Below are 19551 nucleotides of genomic sequence, written 5' to 3'. Positions count from 1 at the left end.
CGGCTAGGGGGAATAGGGATGGCTGGGTGGCTTGAAAGACCTAAAATGGGCCGCACATGCGTGCCATGACGGCAGTGTGTCCGTTTTCTGTTCCCTGCAACTGGAGCCCCGCTTGAACAATCAGTGGTTTTCAAAAATTGCCGTGTGGCTGGTTATCGCCATGGTGCTGTTCACGGTGTTCAAACAGTTTGACACCCGTGCCGGTGCCAGCGCAGGCCACGTCGGCTACTCGGAATTCCTCGAGGAAGTCCGCAGCAACCGCATCAAGAGCGCAACCATCCAGGAAGGCCAGGGCGGCACCGAGATCGTGGCCGTCACCAACGACGACCGAAAGATCCGCACCACCGCGACCTATCTGGACCGCGGCCTCGTGGGCGATCTCATCAACAACAACGTCAAGTTCGACGTCAAGCCCCGCGAAGAAGGCTCCCTGCTCATGACCCTGCTGGTCAGCTGGGGCCCCATGCTGCTGCTGATTGGCGTGTGGGTGTACTTCATGCGCCAGATGCAGGGCGGCGGCAAGGGCGGCGCCTTCAGCTTCGGCAAGAGCAAGGCGCGCATGCTCGACGAGAACAACAACCAGGTCACGTTCGCGGATGTGGCCGGTTGCGACGAGGCCAAGGAAGAAGTCAAGGAAGTCGTGGACTTCCTGAAAGACCCACAGAAGTTCCAGAAGCTGGGCGGCCGCATTCCGCGCGGCCTGCTGCTGGTGGGCCCTCCGGGCACCGGCAAGACCCTGCTGGCCAAGTCCATCGCGGGCGAAGCCAAGGTCCCGTTCTTCAGCATCTCGGGCTCCGATTTCGTGGAAATGTTCGTCGGCGTGGGCGCGGCCCGTGTGCGCGACATGTTCGACAACGCCAAGAAGAACGCCCCCTGCATCATCTTCATCGATGAAATCGACGCCGTGGGCCGCCAGCGCGGTGCCGGCCTGGGCGGTGGCAACGACGAGCGCGAGCAGACCCTGAACCAGATGTTGGTCGAGATGGACGGTTTCGAGACCAACCTGGGCGTGATCGTGGTGGCTGCCACCAACCGCCCCGACATCCTGGACGCGGCCCTGCTGCGCCCCGGCCGCTTCGACCGCCAGGTCTACGTGACGCTGCCCGACATCCGGGGCCGCGAGCAGATTCTGAACGTGCACATGCGCAAGATCCCGATCGGCCAGGACGTGGCCCCCGGCATCATCGCGCGCGGCACGCCCGGCATGAGCGGTGCCGACCTGGCGAACCTGTGCAACGAAGCCGCCCTGATGGCCGCCCGCCGCAATGCGCGCACGGTGGAGATGCAGGACTTCGAGAAGGCCAAGGACAAGATCCTCATGGGCCCCGAGCGCAAGAGCATGGTCATGCCCGAGGAAGAGCGCCGCAACACGGCCTACCACGAGTCCGGCCACGCGCTCATCGGCAAGCTGCTGCCCAAGTGCGACCCGGTGCACAAGGTCACCATCATTCCCCGTGGCCGTGCCCTGGGCGTGACGATGAGCCTGCCCGCACAGGACCGCTACAGCTATGACCGCGAATACATGCTCAACCAGATCAGCATGCTGTTCGGCGGCCGCATCGCCGAGGAAGTGTTCATGAACCAGATGACCACCGGCGCCAGCAACGACTTCGAGCGCGCCACGCACATCGCCCGCGACATGGTTACCCGCTACGGCATGACGGATGCGCTGGGCCCCATGGTCTATGCGGAAAACGAAGGCGAGGTGTTCCTGGGCCGCTCGGTCACCAAGACCACGACCATGAGCGAGCAGACCATGGAAAAGGTCGACATGGAAGTGCGCCGCATCATCGACGAGCAGTACAACCTCGCCCGCCGCCTGATCGAGGAGAACAGCGACAAGATGCACGCCATGGCCAAGGCCCTGCTCGAATGGGAGACCATCGATACCGAGCAATTGGACGACATAATGGCAGGCAAGGAGCCTCGTCCTCCGAAGGACTGGACGCCCCGCACGCCTCCCTCGGGCGGCGACAATTCCAGCGGCGGCACGCCCGCCGTGGCAACGGACACCGCGCCTTCGGCAGCCTGAGGAGCCTGTTGCAGTTCCAGCCGTTCCAACGGGGCCTTGTGCCCCGTTTTTCATGGTCTGTTTGGTCCCCTTGCTGATCCTCGCGGCGGCACCCCTATCTCTTTTCCCCACGGACCATGCTCTGGCAGACCTCCCGCTTTTCCATCGATCTTTCCGAGCCCCGCGTCATGGGGATCGTCAACGCCACGCCGGATTCGTTTTCCGATGGCGGACGCCATGGCTCCACGGCGGGGGCCCTGCGGCATTGTGAGCAGCTGCTCAAGGACGGGGCGCACATTCTGGATATCGGGGGGGAGTCCACGCGGCCCGGCAGCCCCGCGGTGCCCCTGGACGAAGAACTCGCGCGCGTGGTGCCCCTGGTGCGGGACGCGGTGTCCCTGGGCGCCCCGGTCTCCGTCGATACCTACAAGCCCGAGGTCATGCGGGCGGTGCTGGACCTTGGCGCCGACATCGTCAACGACATCTGGGCGCTGCGCCAGCCAGGCGCGGCGCAGGTTGTGGCCTCGCACCCGCAGTGCGGCGTGTGCCTGATGCACATGCACCGTGACCCCCAGACCATGCAAGCGGCCCCCATGCAGGGGGATGTGGTCCGGCAGGTGCTATTGTTCTTGCAGCAGTCAGCGCTTGATCTGCAAGCGCTGGGGGTCAAGAATACCCGGATCGTGCTGGACCCTGGCATTGGATTCGGCAAGACGCCGGAGCAGAATTTTGCGCTGCTGGCCCATCAGCCTGCATTGTTGCGCGCGGGCTACCCCCTCCTGGCGGGCTGGTCGCGCAAGTCGTCCCTGGGGGCCGCGACGGGGCTGGCGGTGGAGCAGCGCATGGTTCCGAGCGTGGCCGCGGCCGTGCTGGCCGTGGAGCGCGGGGCTTCCGTGGTGCGCGTGCACGATGTGCGAGAAACCGTGTCGGCGCTGGCGGTGTGGAGCGCCATGCAGCGAGAGCGTTGAGGCCGGGCGCTGCAAGGAGAGGGCAGCATGCCGGGCGGCCCGCATCCACATATTAATAAACAACGAGAGATTCACACGAGGAGACACCAGAACATGACGCGCCAATACTTTGGAACCGACGGTATCCGTGGCACCGTCGGGCAACCTCCGATCACCCCGGATTTCGTCTTGCGCCTGGCCCATGCCGTCGGGCGCGTGCTGCGCAGGGCCGAAGACCGGCCCACGGTGCTGATCGGCAAGGACACCCGCATTTCAGGCTACATGCTGGAGAGTGCGCTGGAGTCGGGTTTCAATTCCGCCGGCGTGGACGTGGTGCTGCTGGGCCCCTTGCCGACCCCGGGTGTCGCGTACCTGACCCGTGCCCAGCGCGCGAGCCTGGGGGTCGTCATCAGTGCCAGCCACAACCCTTACCCCGACAACGGCATCAAGTTCTTCAGCGCCCAGGGCACCAAATTGCCCGACGCCTGGGAGCAGGCGGTCGAAGCCGCCCTGGCAGAGCCCCCGGTGTGGGCCGACTCGGCCAGCCTGGGCAAGGCGCGCCGGCTTGATGACGCCGCGGGCCGCTACATCGAGTTCTGCAAGAGCACGTTCCCGCAGGACCTGACCCTCAAGGGCCTCAAGATCGTGGTGGACGCGGCCCATGGCGCGGCGTACCAGGTGGCGCCCAAGGTCTTTCACGAACTCGGTGCCGAGGTGCTGTCGATTGGCTGCTCGCCCGATGGCCTCAACATCAACCACGAGGTGGGCGCCACCCACCCTGACGCGCTCGTGCGCGCCGTGCGCGCCAACCGCGCCGACTATGGCATCGCGCTTGATGGCGATGCCGACCGGCTGCAGATCGTGGATGCCACCGGGCGGCTGTACAACGGCGACGAGCTTCTGTACCTCATGGCGTCGGACCGCATGGGCCGTGACGAGCATGTGCCCGGCGTCGTCGGCACCCTGATGACAAACATGGCGGTGGAGGTGGCGCTGCAGGCCCGGGGCGTGAAGTTTGTGCGCGCCAAGGTGGGTGACCGCTATGTGCTCGAAGAGCTGGCGCGGCACCAGTGGGTGCTGGGCGGCGAGGGGTCGGGCCACCTGCTCGCGCTGGACCGCCACACCACCGGCGACGGCCTGGTGAGCGCGCTGCAGGTGCTGCAGGCTAGCGTGCGCAGCGGGCGCACGCTGGCGCAGCTGCTGGCGGACATCACGCTCTACCCCCAGGTGCTGCTCAATGTGCGCCTGGCGCCCGGGCAGGACTGGAAGTCCAACCGCCGCCTGGAGGAGACCACCCGCGCCGTGGAGCAGGAGCTGGGCGCCACGGGCCGGGTGCTGATCCGCGCGAGCGGCACCGAACCGCTGCTGCGCGTGATGGTCGAGGCGCGCGATGCGCAGCAGGCCAGCGCGTGTGCGCAGAAGCTGGCCGACGCGGCCCGTGCCGGCTGATGGTGGCGCCGCGCGCCATCGCCACTGTGGGGCGCGCCGTGCGATCGGCTACGCTGCTGTCTTTGCCGCCAGCCTGGAACCGTTGCTGATGCCTTCCACCACCACCGATGCTCTCACTCCCATCACCGTCCGGCGCGTGGACTATGGCGATGCCCGCCAAGCCCGGGCGTTGGTCGAACTGCTCGACAGCTATGCGAAGGACGTGGCGGGGGGAGGCGTGCCGCTTAGCGCCGAGGTCCTGCGCGGCCTGCCCGAAGCCTTGCGGCGCAGGCCCCAGGCTTTCAGCGTGATCGCATGGGCGGCCGACGCCGCGGCGCCGCACGGCGAGGTGCCCGTGGGGCTGGTCAATTGCCTGGAGGGCTTTTCGACCTTTGCCTGCCGGCCCCTGGTCAACGTGCATGACGTGGTGGTGGCCCCCGGCTGGCGCGGCCACCGCATTGCCCAGCGCATGCTGCAGTCGGTGGAGGCGCTGGCGCGCGAGCGGGGTGCCTGCAAGCTCACGCTGGAAGTGCTTTCGGGCAACCGCAGCGCCCTGCGCGCGTACGAACGGGAAGGCTTCGCCGCCTACACGCTGGACCCCAGCATGGGACAGGCGCAGTTTCTGCAGAAGATGCTGGACGGGGCAGGGCCTGTGCCACCCGCGGTACTCTGAATCACTTTTCCGGGAGACAAGACCGTATGAAGACATCTCTGGGCCAGATCGCCGCGGTGGGCGCCACCGCATTGGCGGCGTTGCTCGCGGCGCCCGCTGCCCATGCGGGCAAGACGCTTGACGGCATCCGGGCGCGCGGGCAGGTGGTGTGTGGCGTCAACACCGGGCTGGCCGGGTTTGCGATCGCGGACTCCAGTGGCCGGTGGTCGGGCCTGGACGTCGACATCTGCCGGGCGCTTGCGGCCGCGGTGCTGGGCGACGGCCAGAAGGTCAAATACGTGCCGCTGGACGTGCCGCAGCGCTTCACCGCGCTGCAATCCGGCGAGGTGGACGTGCTTTCGCGCAACACCACATTCTCGCTGGCGCGCGACGCATCGCTGGGCCTGCACCAGACGGCCGTGACCTACTACGACGGCCAGGGCTTCATCGTGCCGGCCAGGAGCAAGATCAAGAACCTCCGCCAGCTCAAGGGGCAGACCGTGTGCGTGCAGTCAGGCACCACGACGGAAAAGAACCTGGCCGACTATTCCCGTGCCCACGACCTCGACATCAAGCCCGTGATGTTCGAGAAGGTGGACGCGGCAACGTCGGCCTACCTGTCGGGGCGCTGCTCCGCGTTCACCACCGATGCCTCGGGCCTGGCATCCCTGCGGAGCGGCGTTTCGCAAGGCGCGGCAACGCACACCATCCTGCCCGAGCTCATCTCCAAGGAGCCTCTGGGCCCCATGGTGCGGCGGGGGGACGACGAGTGGTTCGCGGTGGTCAAGTGGGTGATCTACGGCCTCATCGAAGCCGAAGAGCAGGGCGTGACACAGGCCAACGCGGACCAGCTGAAAACCAGCAGCAGCCACCCGGCGGTGCAGCGCATGCTGGGGACCTCTGAAGACACCGGAAAGCTGCTCGGCCTGGATCGCGACTGGCTGCTGCGCGCCGTCAGGACCACCGGCAACTATGGCGAGATCTTCGAGCGCAACGTCGGGCAGAAGTCGGCGCTGGCGCTGCCGCGCGGCCTCAACAACCTGTGGAACAGGCAGGGCCTGATGTACGCCTTTCCGATCCGCTGAGCGTTGCCTGGAGGGATCTGCGCGCGCGGTGCGGACGACAGCTCGGGCATCGCGGCAGTGCAATGCAATACAGTGCATTTGCTATTATATTTATAGCTGCTCGCGCTTATCTATAAAGCGTCAGGGGCTGATTTTATTCAAAATTTCCCCGTGTGGAGGCCTGTTGCCCGGGCGGGTCTGTGAGAGCCGGTCCGGCGGGTCCGGGCCGCGGCACGATTGTGCTGCCGGCCGGCCGGCTCAATGCAGCTGCCGCCGCATGAAGGCTTCCAGCTCCGGTGCCGACAGCGGCATGCTGAAGTGGTAGCCCTGCGCCTCGTCGCACCCCTGCTCGCGCAGGAAGGTCAGCTGGCCTTCGGTCTCCACGCCTTCGGCCGTGGTGCGCATGCCCAGCGCCTGCGCCATGCGGATGATGGCGCTCACGATGGCGCGGTCGTTGTTGTCGTTGCCCAGGTCGCGCACGAACGACTGGTCGATCTTGAGCTTGAAGATCTGAAATCGCTTGAGCTGGCTCAGCGATGAATAGCCGGTGCCGAAGTCATCCATCGACATGCGCACGCCGCGCGCGTGCAGCTGGTCCATGGTGGCCACCGCGGCATGCGGGTCGTCCACGGCCACGCCTTCGGTCAGCTCCAGCTCCAGGCAATCCGGCGGCAGGTCGAATTCGGCCAGCATGCGGCTTACCAGTTCGGGCAGCTGGGGCTGGCGGAACTGGATGGCCGAGAGGTTCACGGCCATCGTCAGGCCCGGGAACCCGCAGGCCCGCCAGGTCTTGAGCTGCGAGAGCGCGGTGCGCAGCACCCATTCGCCGATCTGCAGGATCTGCCCGCTGTCTTCTGCAATGGGAATGAATTCGGCGGGCGACACCCCACCGAGCTGCGGGTGCTGCCAGCGCAGCAGGGCTTCCACGCTGCGCACGGCCCCGGTGGTCAGGCTCATCTGCGGCTGGTAGTGCAAGTGGAACTGGTTGCGCTCCAGCGCCCGGCGCAGGGCGTTTTCGAGCTGCAGCGCGCGCACCGACTGCGCCTGCATTTCCGGCGTGAAGAACTTGAATGTGTTGCGCCCGTCGAGCTTGGCGCGGTACATGGCCACGTCGGCCGACTGCGTCAGGGTGTCGAAGTCCTTGCCGTCCTGGGGGAACAGCGCGATGCCCATGGACGGGGCCATGGTCAGTTCATGGTGGTCGATCTGGTAGTGCTGGCGCGAGGCCTCCTGCAGCTTGCCGGCCACGCGGGCCGCGCCGTGCGCATTGGCGCCGGGCAGCAGCAGGATGAACTCGTCGCCACCCAGGCGCGACACCGTGTCCTTGTCGCGCACCACGGCGCGCAGCCGCTTGGCGATCTCCACCAGCAGTGCATCGCCCACCCGGTGGCCCAGCGAGTCGTTCACGTGCTTGAAGTGATCCAGGTCCAGGAAGATCAGGGCCAGGGGCGTGTTGCCCTCCTGGGCCACGCGGATGGCCTGCTGCGCGCGCTCGGACAGCAGGGCGCGGTTGGGCAGGCCCGTGAGGGCGTCATAGTGGGCGAGCCAGTAGATGCGCTCCTGGTCGGCCTTGCGGTCGTTGATCTCGCGGTGCAGGTTGTCCACGGTCTCGCGCAGTTCGCGGGTGCGGTCCTGCACCTGCCGTTCCAGGTCCTCGTGCGTGCTGGCCAGGACGGCCTGTGCCTGCTTTCGCTCCGTGATGTCCATGGTGATCCAGATGGAGCCCTGCGATGGATCGGCGGGATCTATGGATTTGCTGCGCACCTCGCAGATCACGGGGGTGCCGTCCTTGCGGCACAGTTCCAGCTCGCCTTCGTACGAATGGCCGGCGGCCAGCTGCGGATAGCACCGGCGGCCGACTTCTTCCCACGCGGCGTCGCTGGCATACCAGCGGCGCGACGGGCTGCCCGCCAGTTCCCCCGGCTGGTAGCCCAGCATCTGCTCGAAGTGGTGGTTGCACCGGGTCAGGCGCCGGTCGCGCAGGAACACGATGCCCACCATGGCGCTGTCGAACAGCAGCTGCTTTTCGCGGACCGCGGCGCCCAGCGCGGCCTGCGCGCGCCGTTGCTCGTCGATATCGTCCAGGATCCAGATGGAGCCTTCGGTCGTGTCGTGCGGATTGATGAGCCGCCCCGTCAGGCTGCCCCAGAACAAGGAGCCGTCGCGCCGGCGCAATTGGCGCTCCACGCGGAAGGCCTGGCCCTGGGCGAGCACCGGGTAGGCGGTGCGGCCCAGATCGCGAAAGGCATCGCGCGAAGGGTAGAACGCCTCGGTGTTGAGGCCCACCAGCCCTTCGGCGCTGGCGTAGCCGAAGATCTCGGCGTACCGCTGGTTGCAGCGCACCACGCTGCGCTGGCGCAGGAAAACAATGCCCACGCCCGCACTGTCGAGCAGGGTTTGCTGTTCGCGCAGCGCGCGTTGCAGGGGGGTGTCGGTGGCAACTCCAGGACGCTGCAATTCTGGAGAGCTGTACGGCGCAGACATGGAAACCGGTACGGGCGGGAGGGCCAGGCGGCCTTGGTAATTTGTACCAAAGTGTAGCAGCGCTCCCTTACAAGCCTTTCGGCGGGGCGTCCGGCCCTTTCCCGTGCAGGGTCGGGTCGGCTTCAGTGGTCCCGCTGAGCGCGCAGGTACGCCTCGAACTCCGGCGCGGGCAGGGGGCGGCTGAAGTAGAACCCCTGGCCCTCGTCGCAGCCCTGGGCCTGCAGGAACTCGACCTGGCCGTCGGTTTCCACCCCCTCCGCCGTGGTCTGCATGCCCAGGGCCTGCGCCATGCGGATGATGGCGCTCACGATGGCCCGGTCATTGGCATCGTCTTCCAGATCGCGCACGAACGACTGGTCGATCTTGAGCTTGTAGATCTGGAACCGCTTGAGGTAGCTCAACGAGGAATATCCGGTGCCGAAGTCGTCCATGGACAGGCGCACGCCGCGGTCGTGAAGCTGGTCCATCATGGCGAGCGCGGCGGCGGGGTCGTCCACCGCCGCGCCCTCGGTCAGCTCCAGCTCCAGCCGGCGCGCGGGCAGGCCTGCCTGTTCCAGGCAGCGCGTGACCATCTCGGGCAGCTGGGGATGCCTGAACTGGACGGCGGAGACGTTCACGGACACCGCCCGCAAGGGCAGCTGCAGATCCAGCCAGCGTTTGGCGTCCTTCACCGCGGTGTGGATCACCCATTCCCCGATCGCCACGATCATGCCGCTGCTTTCGGCCACCGGAATGAACTCGGCCGGCGACACCATGCCCAGCTCGGGATGGCGCCAGCGCAGCAGTGCCTCGGCCCCCACCACCTGGCGCGCGGTGAGCGAGACCTGGGGCTGGTAGTGCAGTTCGAACTGGTTGCGCTCCAGCGCGCGGCGCAGGGCGTTCTCGATCAGCAGGGCGCGCGCCGTGCGCGCCTCGAGGTCGGCGGTGAAGAAACCGTACCGGTTGCGTCCGTTCTGCTTGGCACGGTACATGGCGGCATCGGCCCGCTGGTACAGCGTGTCGAAGGAGTCGCCATCGGCGGGATACATCGCGATGCCCACCGACAAGGTGGTGGTGAGTTCGTACGGGTCCACCTGAAACGGCTGGGCGATGGCCGCGAGCAGCCGGGTTGCCATGTCAGCCGCGGAGGGTGCCGAGGTGGCGGGCAGCAGCAGCAGAAATTCATCGCCCCCGAGGCGCGAGACGGTGTCCTGAGGCCGCAGCAGGGACTGAAGGCGCTGCGCCACCGCCACGAGCAGGATGTCTCCAATGCGGTGGCCCAGCGAATCGTTGACGTTCTTGAAGTGGTCCAGGTCCAGGAACAGCATGGCCAGGGTGCCGCCTCGCGCCTGCTCGTTGGCAATGAGGTGCTGCGCGCGCTCGGCCAGCAGCGCGCGGTTGGGAAGGTTCGTGAGCGGGTCGAAATGCGCCAGGCGCTGGATGCGGTCCTGGGCCTCGCGCTGCTGCGTGATGTCGCGAAACAGCGTGATGGAGTGCGTGGCGACGCCATTGCCATCGCGCACGCTGCTGACCGACAGCCACTGGGGGTAGGTGGACCCGTCCTTGCGGCGGCCGCAGGCCTCCCCCTCCCAGTGGCCGTCCTGGGACAGCCGTGCGTACACGGCGTCGGCGCTGGCGTTGTCTGCCGGCCGGGCGACCGTGAGCAGGCGCACGGACTGCCCCACGGCCTCGGCTTCCGTGTACCCCGTGATCCGCGTGAAAGCCCGGTTGATGCGCACGATCGTATGGGCCGCGTCGGCGATCACGATGGCCTCGCTGCTCTGGTCGAACACCTGGGCGGTCAGCTGCAGTTGCTCCTGGGACCGCTTGCGCTCCGTGATGTCGCGCGACAGCAGGATGAACCGTGGCTTCGCGCCCGGGGACGTGGCCTTGCGCGCGGCGGACAGCTCAAACCACGTGGTGCCCACCCCGGGCAGGTCGAGCATGATCTGCCGCCCGGAGGACCAGCCCTGCGCCTGGGCATCGCTCAGCACGTCCAGCACCGACAGGGCTGCCAGCGCTGGCAGCACCTCGGTCACGTTGCGTCCCACCAGCGTTTCGGCGGGGCCCATGAGCAATTCGGCGCGCTGGCTGTGCACGCTGCAATAGAACCCGTCCTGGTCGAGTTCGAAGAGAGGGTCCGGGATGGCGTCGATGGTGGCGTGCAGCTGCTGCTGGGTGGCCTGGATTTCCGAGGTGCGCTGGGCCACCTGATAGGCCAGCCCGCGCTCGTGGGCCTTCAGCTCGAAAAGAAGCCGGGCCAGGTAGGTCATCATCAAGGCAAACAGCAGGCCCACCGCGCAGCGCATGAGCAGCACGGCCGGGTCGCCCCAGCCCTTGATGGGGACCAGGCTCAGGGTCCATTGCCCGTTGGGCAGGGTCAGCGACCGGCCCACCGCGTCCGCGCCCGGGGGCGGGTCGGATGCGGCAATGGTCTGTTCCTCGCCCGTGTCGGGCCGGACGCGCCACAGCCGGTAGTGGTAGCCGCGCAGCGTCAGCTGCGGCAGGCGCGCCGCGGCCAGCACTTCGGGCAGGCGGATGGTGACGTAGGTGAACCCCCAGAAGGCGCGGTGCCCCTGGGCATCGTCGAGGTAGACGGGCTGGCGCCCCACCACGCCCAGGCCGCCTTGCACCAGCTCCATGGGGCCGGCCAGGGTCAGCCGGCCCGACTCCCGGGCCCTGGCGGATTCGGGGCCCTGCCGGGGGTCGTTGAGCTGGTCGAACCCGATGGAGTTCTCGTTGCCCTGGCGCGGCACGACCTGTTTGACCACTCCCCCGGGAGAGAGGCCCATGGCCGTGATGCCCGGGTAGAAGGGCAGCATCTGCGTGCCGATCTCCTCGAACTGCGTCACCTCTCCCCGGCCCTGGCGCACCAGCGCCACCAGGGTGTTGTTGGCCGACAGGGCCAGCTCGATGGCGCGTTGCAGCGCCTGGACGTGGTCACCCGCCATGTCCGTCACCTGCGTGCGGTGCTGGGCGCGCTCCTGGCGCTCAAGGGCCCACACCACCACCCCGGCACAGGCCGCCGCCAGAACAAACACGATCAGCGAGCCCGCAAGAGGGCTTCGGGAGCGGGTGGGGGCGGATGCGTGCACGGTGCGGTTTCCTGAACCAATTATGCAGGCCCGTTGGCGTCGATGCGGGGTTCTGCGCGGCGATCCGCTGTCATGGGATTGACATGCGGCCGACATGGCGGCGTCACGCGGCAATTTCACACTCGTGCCCAGGGGAAACGGTTCCCAGCCCATGGTTGGGGCCTCCAGCCGAACCCGTCCTGACACAAGGAGATGTTGCACCATGAATGAGCTGCCCACCTTGACGCCGCCCCTGTCCGCCGAAATCGTTCCCCAGCGGCCGCTTCGCGGCACGGCTGCCATGCCCGGCGCCCTGCAGCCGGTGGCGGCGCGGGGGGCCATCGAGGTGGCATGGGCGCGGCATGAAGATGAGGTGCGCCAGGCGCAGCGGTTGCGGTTCGATGTGTTCGCGGCGGAGATGGGCGCTCGATTGACGACCCCCATCCCCGGCCACGACGTGGACCTGTTCGACGACTATTGCGAGCACCTGCTGGTGCGCGACGCCCAGAGCCAGCAAGTCATTGGGACTTACCGCGTGCTCACTCCCGCACAGGCCCGGCGCGTCGGCGGCACCTACAGCGACACCGAGTTCGACCTGACGCGGCTGCGCTCCCTGCGCCCGCGCATGGTGGAGCTGGGCCGCAGCTGCGTGCACCCCGACCACCGCCACGGCGGCGTGATCATGGCGCTGTGGAGCGCGCTGGCGGACTTCATGGTGCGCAACCAGCTCGACACGATGATCGGCTGCGCCAGCATCCCCATGCTGCACAACGGCGTCGTCAGCGGCGACGCGGCCGCGAGCATCTGGCAGCAGGTGCGCAAGACACACCTGGCTCCCATCGAATACCACGTGCTTCCCCGACTGCCGCTGCCCGTCGAGCAGCTGGACGGCTCGATCACGGTGGATCCCCCGGCGCTCATCAAGGGCTACCTGCGCTTGGGCGCGCGCGTGCTGGGCGCTCCAGCCTGGGACCCGGACTTCAACACCGCGGACCTGCCGATGCTGATGCGCCTGGCGGACCTGCACCCCCGCTATCGCAAGCATTTCCTGGGGGCCTGATGCGCACCGCGTTCGATGCCCTGGGCCCCTGGATGGAACCGTCCGTGGGCCACGAGGACATGGCCGACGACGCACATGCCTTCGCGGCGGGTCATCGCCGGTACCGCGCGGTCTTCATTTCGGATTTGCACCTGGGCACCCCGGGGTGCCAGGCGGTCGCGCTGCTGGACTTTCTCAAGCACCACCCCAGCGACCACCTCTACCTCGTGGGCGACATCGTCGACGGCTGGCAGCTGCGCCGCAAGTGGTTCTGGCCCCAGGCCCACAACGATGTCGTGCAAAAGCTCCTGCGGCGCGCGCGCAAGGGATGCCGGGTGGTCTTCGTGCCTGGCAACCATGACGAGTTTGCACGCGCCTTTGTCGGCCACTCGTTCGGCGGCATCGAAGTGCTGGCCGAGGCGGTGCACACCACGGCGGACGGCCGCAGCCTGTGGGTCACGCACGGAGACCACTTTGACGGAGTGATCCAGTGCGCCAAGTGGCTGGCATACCTGGGGGACAACCTGTATGAGTTCACGCTGCGGCTCAACCGGCACCTCAACACCTTGCGCGCCCGCATGGGGCTGCCCTACTGGTCGCTGTCGGCCTACCTGAAGGGCAAGGTCAAGAAGGCGCTCAATTACGTGACCGACTTTGAAGTGGCCGTGGCCGCCGAGGCGCGCCGCAGGGGACATGACGGCGTGGTGTGCGGCCATATCCACCGCGCGGAGATGCGGGAGATCGGCGGAACCCTGTATTGCAATGACGGCGACTGGGTGGAAAGCCACACCGCGCTGGTCGAACACCTGGACGGCCGGCTGGAACTGCTCCAGTGGCCCGCTTCTCCCTTCGCCGACACATCGCGGACCGAGGCCGCCGTTGCCCTATGAAAATCGCCTTGCTGACGGATGCCTGGCTTCCCCAGGTCAACGGGGTCGTCACCACGCTGCTGGAGCTGGTGCGGGAGCTGGAAGCCGCCGGGCACGCGGTCCAGGTGCTGCATCCCGGCCAGTTCGCAACGCGCCCGTGCCCTGGCTATGCAGGGATCGATCTGGCCGTGCGGCCCGCGCAGCGCGTGGCAGGGATGCTGGATGCGATGGAGCCCGACGCCATCCACCTTGCCACCGAGGGGCCGCTGGGCTGGGCGGGGCGCCGCTACTGCCTGCGCAAGGGCCTGGCATTCACCACGGCATTCCATACCCGTTTCCCGGAAATACTGAACGCGGCCTTGCGGGTGCCGCTTGGATGGGGGTACGCGCTGTTCCGTCATTTCCATCGCCCGTCATCGGGCGTGATGGTGCCGACGCACGGCGTCCTGCAGATGCTGGAGCACCGGGGATTTCGCAACCTGCGCCTGTGGACCCATGGCGTTGACACGCAGGCTTTCGCGTTCCACGGTGCCACCACCCCCAGCCCGCTCATGGGGGCCCTGGCCCATCCCGTGGCCTTGTACGTGGGACGGATCTCGTACGAAAAGAACATCGGGGCCTTCCTCCGGCTGGACATGCCCGGCTCCAAGGTGGTGTGTGGTGTCGGCCCGCTGGAGGCGCGCCTGAAGGCCAGGTACCCGCAGGTCCGCTGGCTGGGCATCCTGGACCGCCCGGCACTGGCACAGGTGTATGCGGCGGCGGATGTTTTTGTGTTTCCCAGCCGTTCTGAAACCTTCGGGCTGGTCATGCTCGAGGCCATGGCCTGCGGAACGCCGGTGGCCGCTTTCCCCGTGGACGGGCCGATGGAAGTGCTGGGTGCACATCCTGGCCAGCCGGCACGGGGGGGCGTGCTGCATGACGATTTGCTGACTGCAAGCCAGGAGGCGCTGGCGATTGCCCGCTCCGACGCCCGGGCGCGTGCGCTCGATTTCACATGGGCCCACGCCGCGCGGCTGTTCGAGCAGTACCTGGTTCCTGCCCGGACACAGGGCGTGGCGCGTGTGACTGTCACGGAGCCTGTCACATCTTTGTCATCTGGGCGTTAAATACTGCAGCCATCCTGCACTCGCCGCGCTTGCGTATCCATGTTGCCCTTGCCCCCCGATGACGCTGTTGCCCTGTCGTGTGACAGTCCCGATGCCACGCCGGCGCCACGCGACGGCGGCGTGGGCCACGCACCGGCAGCCGCGCCCACTGCGGCGGCGCCGCACATGTTCCTGGACAGGGACCACAGCATCCTCGCGTTCAACGAACGGGTGTTCGACTGGGCCGTGAGAACGGATGTGCCGCTGCTGGAGCGGCTGCGCTACCTGTGCATCGTGTCGTCCAACCTGGACGAGTTTTTTGAAGTGCGTGCCGCGCCGCACATCACCGCGGCCCAGAAAGGCGAGACCCAGGGCCTTTATTCGACGGCATCCTTCGAAGCCGTGGCCGCCAAGGTGCACGGGCTGGTGGACCGGCAGTACACGCTGTACAACGAGTCCCTGGTGCCTGCGTTTGCCGCCCATGGCATCCGGATCGTCGGGCATGGGGAGCGTTCGCCCGCCCAGAAGCGCTGGGTCCACGAGTATTTCGTGGGCGAGGTGCGGCCGCTGCTGATCCCGGTGGGGCTGGACCCCGCGCACCCCTTTCCCCAGGTGGCCAACAAGTCCCTGAACTTCATCGTGCGCCTGAAGGGGCACGATGCATTCGGGCGAGAGAACGAGATCGCCATCGTCAAGGTTCCCAGGGCCCTGCCCAGGCTGATTCGCATGCCTGCCCGCGTGGCACCCTCGGAAGCGCTTTTCGTGAGCCTTTCCAGCATCGTGCGGGCACACCTGGACGAGCTCTTTCCGGGGCGCGAGGTGACGGAGTTCTCGCAATTCCGGGTGACGCGCCATTCCGACCTCGCGCTGGATGAGGAGGATGTGCGCAATCTGCGGACAGCCCTGCGCCAGGGCTTGCAGCACAGGCACTACGGGCAGGCCGTCCGGCTGGAAGTGTCCGCGGGATGTTCGCAATTCCTGTCCGACTTTTTGCTGGCGCAGTTTGCCTTGCCCCCCGCCGCCTTGTACCGGGTACCCGGGCCCGTGAACCTGGTGCGCCTGACCCAGCTGGTGGACCTGGTGGATGCACCCGCCCTGCTGTTTCCGACCTGGAATTCCGCCTGGCCACGGCAATTGCAGGCCGGAGTGTCCATCATGGAGCAGCTGCGCCAGCGCGACGTGCTCATCCACCAGCCGTTCGAGAGCTTCGACGGACTGCTCGCTTTCCTGCGCGAGGCCGTCAACGATCCCGACGTCCTCGTCATCAAGCAGACGATCTACCGCACCGGTGGCGATTCCGAACTCATGGACCTGCTGACCGAGGCCGTGCGCCGGGGCAAGGAGGTCATGGCGGTCGTGGAACTCAAGGCCCGCTTTGACGAGGAAGCCAACATCAACTGGGCCGAGGCGCTGGAGTCGATCGGCGCGCAGGTGGTGTATGGCGTGGTGGGGCTCAAGACACATGCCAAGATGCTGCTGGTCACGCGCAGGGAAGGGCGCCAGCTGCGGCGGTACGGGCACCTGTCCACCGGCAACTACAACGTGCGCACGGCCCGGCTCTATACCGATCTGAGCTATCTCACTGCCGACGAGGAAACCACGGCGGACATGGACGGGGTGTTCAACCACCTCGCGAGCCAGAACCGCCCGCCCAAGCTGCGCAAGCTGATGCTGGCGCCGTTCCATCTGCACCGGCGCATGCTGGAGAAGATCGAGCAGGTGGGGCAGGCCGCGAGCCGGGGAGAGGATGCGCGCATCGTGGCCAAGATGAATGCCCTGACCGATGAAGCCTTGATGCGCGCGCTGATTCTGGCCGCCCAGCGCGGAGCGCGCATCGACCTCATCGTGCGCGGGGCCTGCATGCTCGCGGCCCAGGTGCCCGGGGTAACCGACAACATCCGGGTGCGCTCGGTGATCGGCCGCTTCCTCGAGCACACGCGGGTCTTCTACTTCCGCTGCGGCAGCGACGAGGACCTGTACCTTTCCAGTGCCGACTGGATGAACCGCAACATGATGCGGCGCGTGGAACTGGCCTGGCCCGTGACGGACCCGCGCCTGCGGCAGCAGATCGTTGACGAGTGCCTGGTGGCCTACCTGCACGATGACCGGGACGCATGGACGCTGAATGCGCAGGGAGGCTATGACCGGGCACCCCGCCCCGAGGACGGAGTGGGCGCCCAGGACGCCCTGATGGTCCGCTACGGACCGGCCCCTTCCCCGGCGCAACTCGACCAAGGGACAGCATGATGGATCTCATCCTGTGGCGACATGCGGAGGCGGAAGAAGCCGCTGAGGGGGGTGATGACCTGGCGCGGGCCTTGACGCCGCGGGGCGAAAAGCAGGCAGCGCGCATGGCTGCATGGCTGGACCGGCAGCTGCCCGAGGGCCTGCGCGTGCTGGTCAGCCCCTCGCGGCGCACCGAGCAGACGGCCAGCGCCCTGGGGCGCAAGTTCAAGATGCGGGCCGAGCTGCTGCCGGGCGGGACGCCGCAGGAACTGCTGGACCTCGCACAGTGGCCGCGCGCCAAGGGCACGGTGCTGATCGTGGGCCACCAGCCCATGCTGGGGCAGACCATCGCCCAGCTGATGGGACTGCAGGCTTCGGAATGCGCCGTGCGCAAGGGCTCGGTCTGGTGGCTGAGGCAACGGCAGCGGCTGGACCAAAGCCAGACATTGCTGATCGCCGTTCAGTCGCCCGAGTTTGTTTGATGCCGGTTGCGCCAGGGGGCCGTCCCCGGCGCAGACCGGCTCACTTGCGCGTGGCCTTGGCGGCGGTCCTGGCGGCCGGTGCGGCCGCGGCGACGGGGGCTGCGGCCGCTTGGGCCCTGGGCCGTCCCGTCTTGATGGACGGCACGGCCTGCACTGCGGTGCGCAGTGCGTTGTCGGACATCGCCGCCAGCACCTTCAGGCCGGCGCGCAACAGCTCGCTCTTCTTCACGGGCTGCGCGAGCGCCGCAGAGCGCTGCTTCAGTGTCTCGATAACGGCGTATTCATCCTTCGGGATGGTAAAGCTGTCACGCACCAGCTTGGGCTTCTTGGCCTTGGTGTCCGGCGCCGGCTGCGGCGTGGGTGCTTTTGCTTTGGCGGGCTGGGGCGCGGCCGCAGCCTTCTTGGAGCTGGCCCCTTTCGCCTTGGGGGCGGCAGCAGCGGGCTTCGCGCCCGCTTTCCTGGCCTGCTTGGCGGGAGCCACTGCCTTGGCGGGTGATTTGGCGGCCACCGCGGCAGAGGGCTTGGCAGGTTTTGCGGGCGCTGTGGCTGTGGCTGCGGGGGCGGACGGGGCGGGTGGTGTGGCGCTGGTGGTGGTCATGATGAAGGCAGTGGGTCAATAAATAAACGGTATAAACAGTTTATATAGTTTATTGCCAATGCTCAGGGAAGGTCAACCACCAGTTCCCAGGGCGTCTTCTGCCAGGCCTGGACTTCCTCGCGAAGAAGGTGCGCAGACTGCGGAAAGGCCGCAGCCCAGCCGGGGCGGGCGCGCAGGAGAAAACGCGGCCCCTCGGCTTGCAATGAGAGGCCTGCCGTGTCCGGATCGCGGCGCGCATGGCACAGCGCCACGGACAGGCGCAGGCTCAGCAGCTGCAGCACGAAGACAGGATCTTGCAGGTCCGCGCCGAGCTTGCGCACCTTGCCGCGCTGTCCCTGCACCAGCACGCCCAGGCGATGCAGCTCGGGAACGGCAAACCCGGCGGCATCGGTGTTGTCCAGGATGTAGGCGCCGTGGCGGTGGTAGTCGCTGTGGGATATGCGGCAGCCGATCTCGTGCAGCCGCGCCGCCCAGTCAAGCTTGCGCGACGCTCGCTCGCTGTCGCCGGGCGTGGCCTGCTCGAACAGGGCACACGCGGTGCGCGCCACCCGTTCCGCGTGCTCCATGTCCACGCCAAACCGCTGCATGAGTCCATTGACGGTGGTGGTACGCAGGTCGGTGCCGGGTTGCTCCCTGTCCAGCAGGTCGTAGAGGGCGCCCTGGCGCAAGGCGCCCTGTGCCACCTGCATGTGCTCGATGTCCAGCAGGTCGAAGACGGCGCGCAGCACGCTGATTCCCCCGCCGATGACGGCGCGCCGCTCTTCCTTCAGCCCTTCCAGGCGCACGCGGTCGGCAGACTGGGCGCGCAGCAGGCGCTCGTGCAGCCAGCCCAGCCCGTCCCGCGTGATGAGGCCCTGCGGGCCGCCGGCGGCGGCCAGGATGTCACCCACGGCGCCCGCGGTGCCGGAGGAGCCGTAAGACACGTCCCAGGTCTCGGGGCGGAAGGTTTCCAGCGCTTCGTCCAGCACGGCCTTGGCCGCGATCTCGGCGGCCAGGAACGCCTGGGCCGTGAATTCGCCGTTGGCGAAGTAGCGCTGCGACCAGGCCACGTTGCCCACGCGGTACGAGGCCACGGAGTAGGGTGTGAACTGCTGGCCCAGGATGAGCTCCGTGGAACGCCCTCCGATGTCCACGACCAGGCGGCGCTCGTCGGATTGCGGCAGCAGGCGGGCCACCCCCTGGTAGATCAGCCGTGCTTCTTCCGGGCCCGACACCACATCGATCGGATAGCCCAGCACCTCGCTGCCGCGTGACAGGAACTCGTCCCGATTGCGTGCCTCGCGCAGCGTCTGGGTCGCCACGGCCCGGACCTGGGCACGGGGAAACCCCGCCAGCCGCTCCCCGAATCGTGCCAGGCAGGCCCAGCCACGCTCCATGGCGTCGCGCGTCAGATTGCGGTCTTCATCGAGGCCGTTGCCCTGGCGCACGGTTTCCTTGAGGTATTCCACCCGCTGGATATGTCCGAACTCATAGCGCCCGATTTCAAGGCGAAAACTATTGGAGCCGAGGTCGACCGCGGCGAGGCGTGTGCCGTTCTGCATGTATTTCTGGTGGGAGCTTCGTTCGGCATCGTACCGCGAGCGTCAGGTGCATCGGTGCGGCACCCGTCGTCT

The 19551-nt window shown here is 67.5% G+C and carries 14 protein-coding genes; 10 read left to right on the top strand and 4 right to left on the bottom strand.

What is annotated here, in order from left to right; all coding sequences use genetic code 11:
* Positions 1-112 precede the first annotated feature (112 nt).
* From ftsH to AC1RVY_RS19180, 5 genes are all read left to right on the top strand, one after another.
* The gene (gene ftsH, locus AC1RVY_RS19200) at positions 113-2032 is read left to right on the top strand and encodes an ATP-dependent zinc metalloprotease FtsH (RefSeq protein ID WP_218297676.1); all 1920 of its coding nucleotides are present in this window, start codon (positions 113-115) and stop codon (positions 2030-2032) included.
* Between the two features lie 116 nt (positions 2033-2148).
* Complete coding sequence (gene folP, locus AC1RVY_RS19195) at positions 2149-2979, top strand: dihydropteroate synthase (RefSeq protein ID WP_492245440.1); 831 nt, start codon at positions 2149-2151, stop codon at positions 2977-2979.
* Between the two features lie 93 nt (positions 2980-3072).
* Entirely contained in the window at positions 3073-4407 is a 1335-nt protein-coding gene (gene glmM / locus AC1RVY_RS19190; protein ID WP_218297674.1) for a phosphoglucosamine mutase, read from the top strand.
* An 88-nt stretch (positions 4408-4495) separates the two neighbouring features.
* Positions 4496-5059: a GNAT family N-acetyltransferase gene (locus tag AC1RVY_RS19185; RefSeq protein WP_492807738.1), complete on the top strand. Its 564-nt coding sequence runs from the start codon at positions 4496-4498 to the stop codon at positions 5057-5059.
* 26 nt (positions 5060-5085) lie between these two features.
* A complete protein-coding gene (locus AC1RVY_RS19180; RefSeq protein ID WP_218341597.1) occupies positions 5086-6123 on the top strand; it encodes an amino acid ABC transporter substrate-binding protein in 1038 nt (345 codons plus the stop codon).
* A 237-nt stretch (positions 6124-6360) separates the two neighbouring features.
* On the opposite strand, the gene AC1RVY_RS19175 is transcribed toward AC1RVY_RS19180, so the two are convergent.
* Entirely contained in the window at positions 6361-8586 is a 2226-nt protein-coding gene (locus AC1RVY_RS19175) for a bifunctional diguanylate cyclase/phosphodiesterase (protein WP_218297671.1), read from the bottom strand.
* A 122-nt stretch (positions 8587-8708) separates the two neighbouring features.
* Positions 8709-11660, bottom strand: a complete 2952-nt coding sequence (locus tag AC1RVY_RS19170) for a bifunctional diguanylate cyclase/phosphodiesterase (protein WP_492807736.1) — start codon at positions 11658-11660, stop codon at positions 8709-8711.
* 202 nt (positions 11661-11862) lie between these two features.
* On the opposite strand from AC1RVY_RS19170, the gene AC1RVY_RS19165 reads away from it, so the two are divergent.
* The 5 genes from AC1RVY_RS19165 to AC1RVY_RS19145 are packed head-to-tail and all read left to right on the top strand — an operon-like array spanning position 11863 to position 17340.
* Positions 11863-12699: a GNAT family N-acetyltransferase gene (locus AC1RVY_RS19165; RefSeq protein ID WP_492807734.1), complete on the top strand. Its 837-nt coding sequence runs from the start codon at positions 11863-11865 to the stop codon at positions 12697-12699.
* On the top strand, positions 12699-13568 hold the full coding sequence (locus tag AC1RVY_RS19160) for a UDP-2,3-diacylglucosamine diphosphatase (protein ID WP_218297668.1): 870 nt from the start codon (positions 12699-12701) through the stop codon (positions 13566-13568). The genes AC1RVY_RS19165 and AC1RVY_RS19160 overlap by 1 nt, the downstream gene beginning before the upstream one ends.
* The gene (locus AC1RVY_RS19155) at positions 13565-14653 is read left to right on the top strand and encodes a glycosyltransferase family 4 protein (protein ID WP_492807732.1); all 1089 of its coding nucleotides are present in this window, start codon (positions 13565-13567) and stop codon (positions 14651-14653) included. Before AC1RVY_RS19160 ends, AC1RVY_RS19155 begins: the two co-directional genes overlap by 4 nt.
* 39 nt (positions 14654-14692) lie before the next feature.
* Complete coding sequence (gene ppk1 / locus AC1RVY_RS19150; protein WP_492807731.1) at positions 14693-16879, top strand: polyphosphate kinase 1; 2187 nt, start codon at positions 14693-14695, stop codon at positions 16877-16879.
* Positions 16876-17340: a SixA phosphatase family protein gene (locus AC1RVY_RS19145; protein ID WP_492807729.1), complete on the top strand. Its 465-nt coding sequence runs from the start codon at positions 16876-16878 to the stop codon at positions 17338-17340. Before ppk1 ends, AC1RVY_RS19145 begins: the two co-directional genes overlap by 4 nt.
* Positions 17341-17380: 40 nt before the next feature.
* On the opposite strand, the gene AC1RVY_RS19140 is transcribed toward AC1RVY_RS19145, so the two are convergent.
* Entirely contained in the window at positions 17381-17938 is a 558-nt protein-coding gene (locus tag AC1RVY_RS19140) for a hypothetical protein (RefSeq protein WP_492807727.1), read from the bottom strand.
* A 62-nt stretch (positions 17939-18000) separates the two neighbouring features.
* Complete coding sequence (locus AC1RVY_RS19135; RefSeq protein WP_492807726.1) at positions 18001-19479, bottom strand: Ppx/GppA phosphatase family protein; 1479 nt, start codon at positions 19477-19479, stop codon at positions 18001-18003.
* Positions 19480-19551: the final 72 nt, after the last annotated feature.

The sequence above is a fragment of the Acidovorax sp. GW821-FHT11A03 genome, assembly GCF_058809075.1.
Note: the sequence above shows the minus strand (reverse complement) of the source record. Positions and strands in the feature narration are given on the sequence as shown.

Excerpts from the sequence above, each read along its gene's own strand:
- folP (WP_492245440.1), top strand. The coding sequence starts at position 2,149 with ATGCTCTGGCAGACCTCCCGCTTTTCCATCGATCTTTCCGAGCCCCGC.
- glmM (WP_218297674.1), top strand. The coding sequence starts at position 3,073 with ATGACGCGCCAATACTTTGGAACCGACGGTATCCGTGGCACCGTCGGG.
- AC1RVY_RS19185 (WP_492807738.1), top strand. The coding sequence starts at position 4,496 with ATGCCTTCCACCACCACCGATGCTCTCACTCCCATCACCGTCCGGCGC.
- AC1RVY_RS19180 (WP_218341597.1), top strand. The coding sequence starts at position 5,086 with ATGAAGACATCTCTGGGCCAGATCGCCGCGGTGGGCGCCACCGCATTG.
- AC1RVY_RS19175 (WP_218297671.1), bottom strand. The coding sequence starts at position 8,586 with ATGTCTGCGCCGTACAGCTCTCCAGAATTGCAGCGTCCTGGAGTTGCC.
- AC1RVY_RS19165 (WP_492807734.1), top strand. The coding sequence starts at position 11,863 with ATGAATGAGCTGCCCACCTTGACGCCGCCCCTGTCCGCCGAAATCGTT.
- AC1RVY_RS19160 (WP_218297668.1), top strand. The coding sequence starts at position 12,699 with ATGCGCACCGCGTTCGATGCCCTGGGCCCCTGGATGGAACCGTCCGTG.
- AC1RVY_RS19155 (WP_492807732.1), top strand. The coding sequence starts at position 13,565 with ATGAAAATCGCCTTGCTGACGGATGCCTGGCTTCCCCAGGTCAACGGG.
- ppk1 (WP_492807731.1), top strand. The coding sequence starts at position 14,693 with ATGTTGCCCTTGCCCCCCGATGACGCTGTTGCCCTGTCGTGTGACAGT.
- AC1RVY_RS19145 (WP_492807729.1), top strand. The coding sequence starts at position 16,876 with ATGATGGATCTCATCCTGTGGCGACATGCGGAGGCGGAAGAAGCCGCT.
- AC1RVY_RS19140 (WP_492807727.1), bottom strand. The coding sequence starts at position 17,938 with ATGACCACCACCAGCGCCACACCACCCGCCCCGTCCGCCCCCGCAGCC.
- AC1RVY_RS19135 (WP_492807726.1), bottom strand. The coding sequence starts at position 19,479 with ATGCAGAACGGCACACGCCTCGCCGCGGTCGACCTCGGCTCCAATAGT.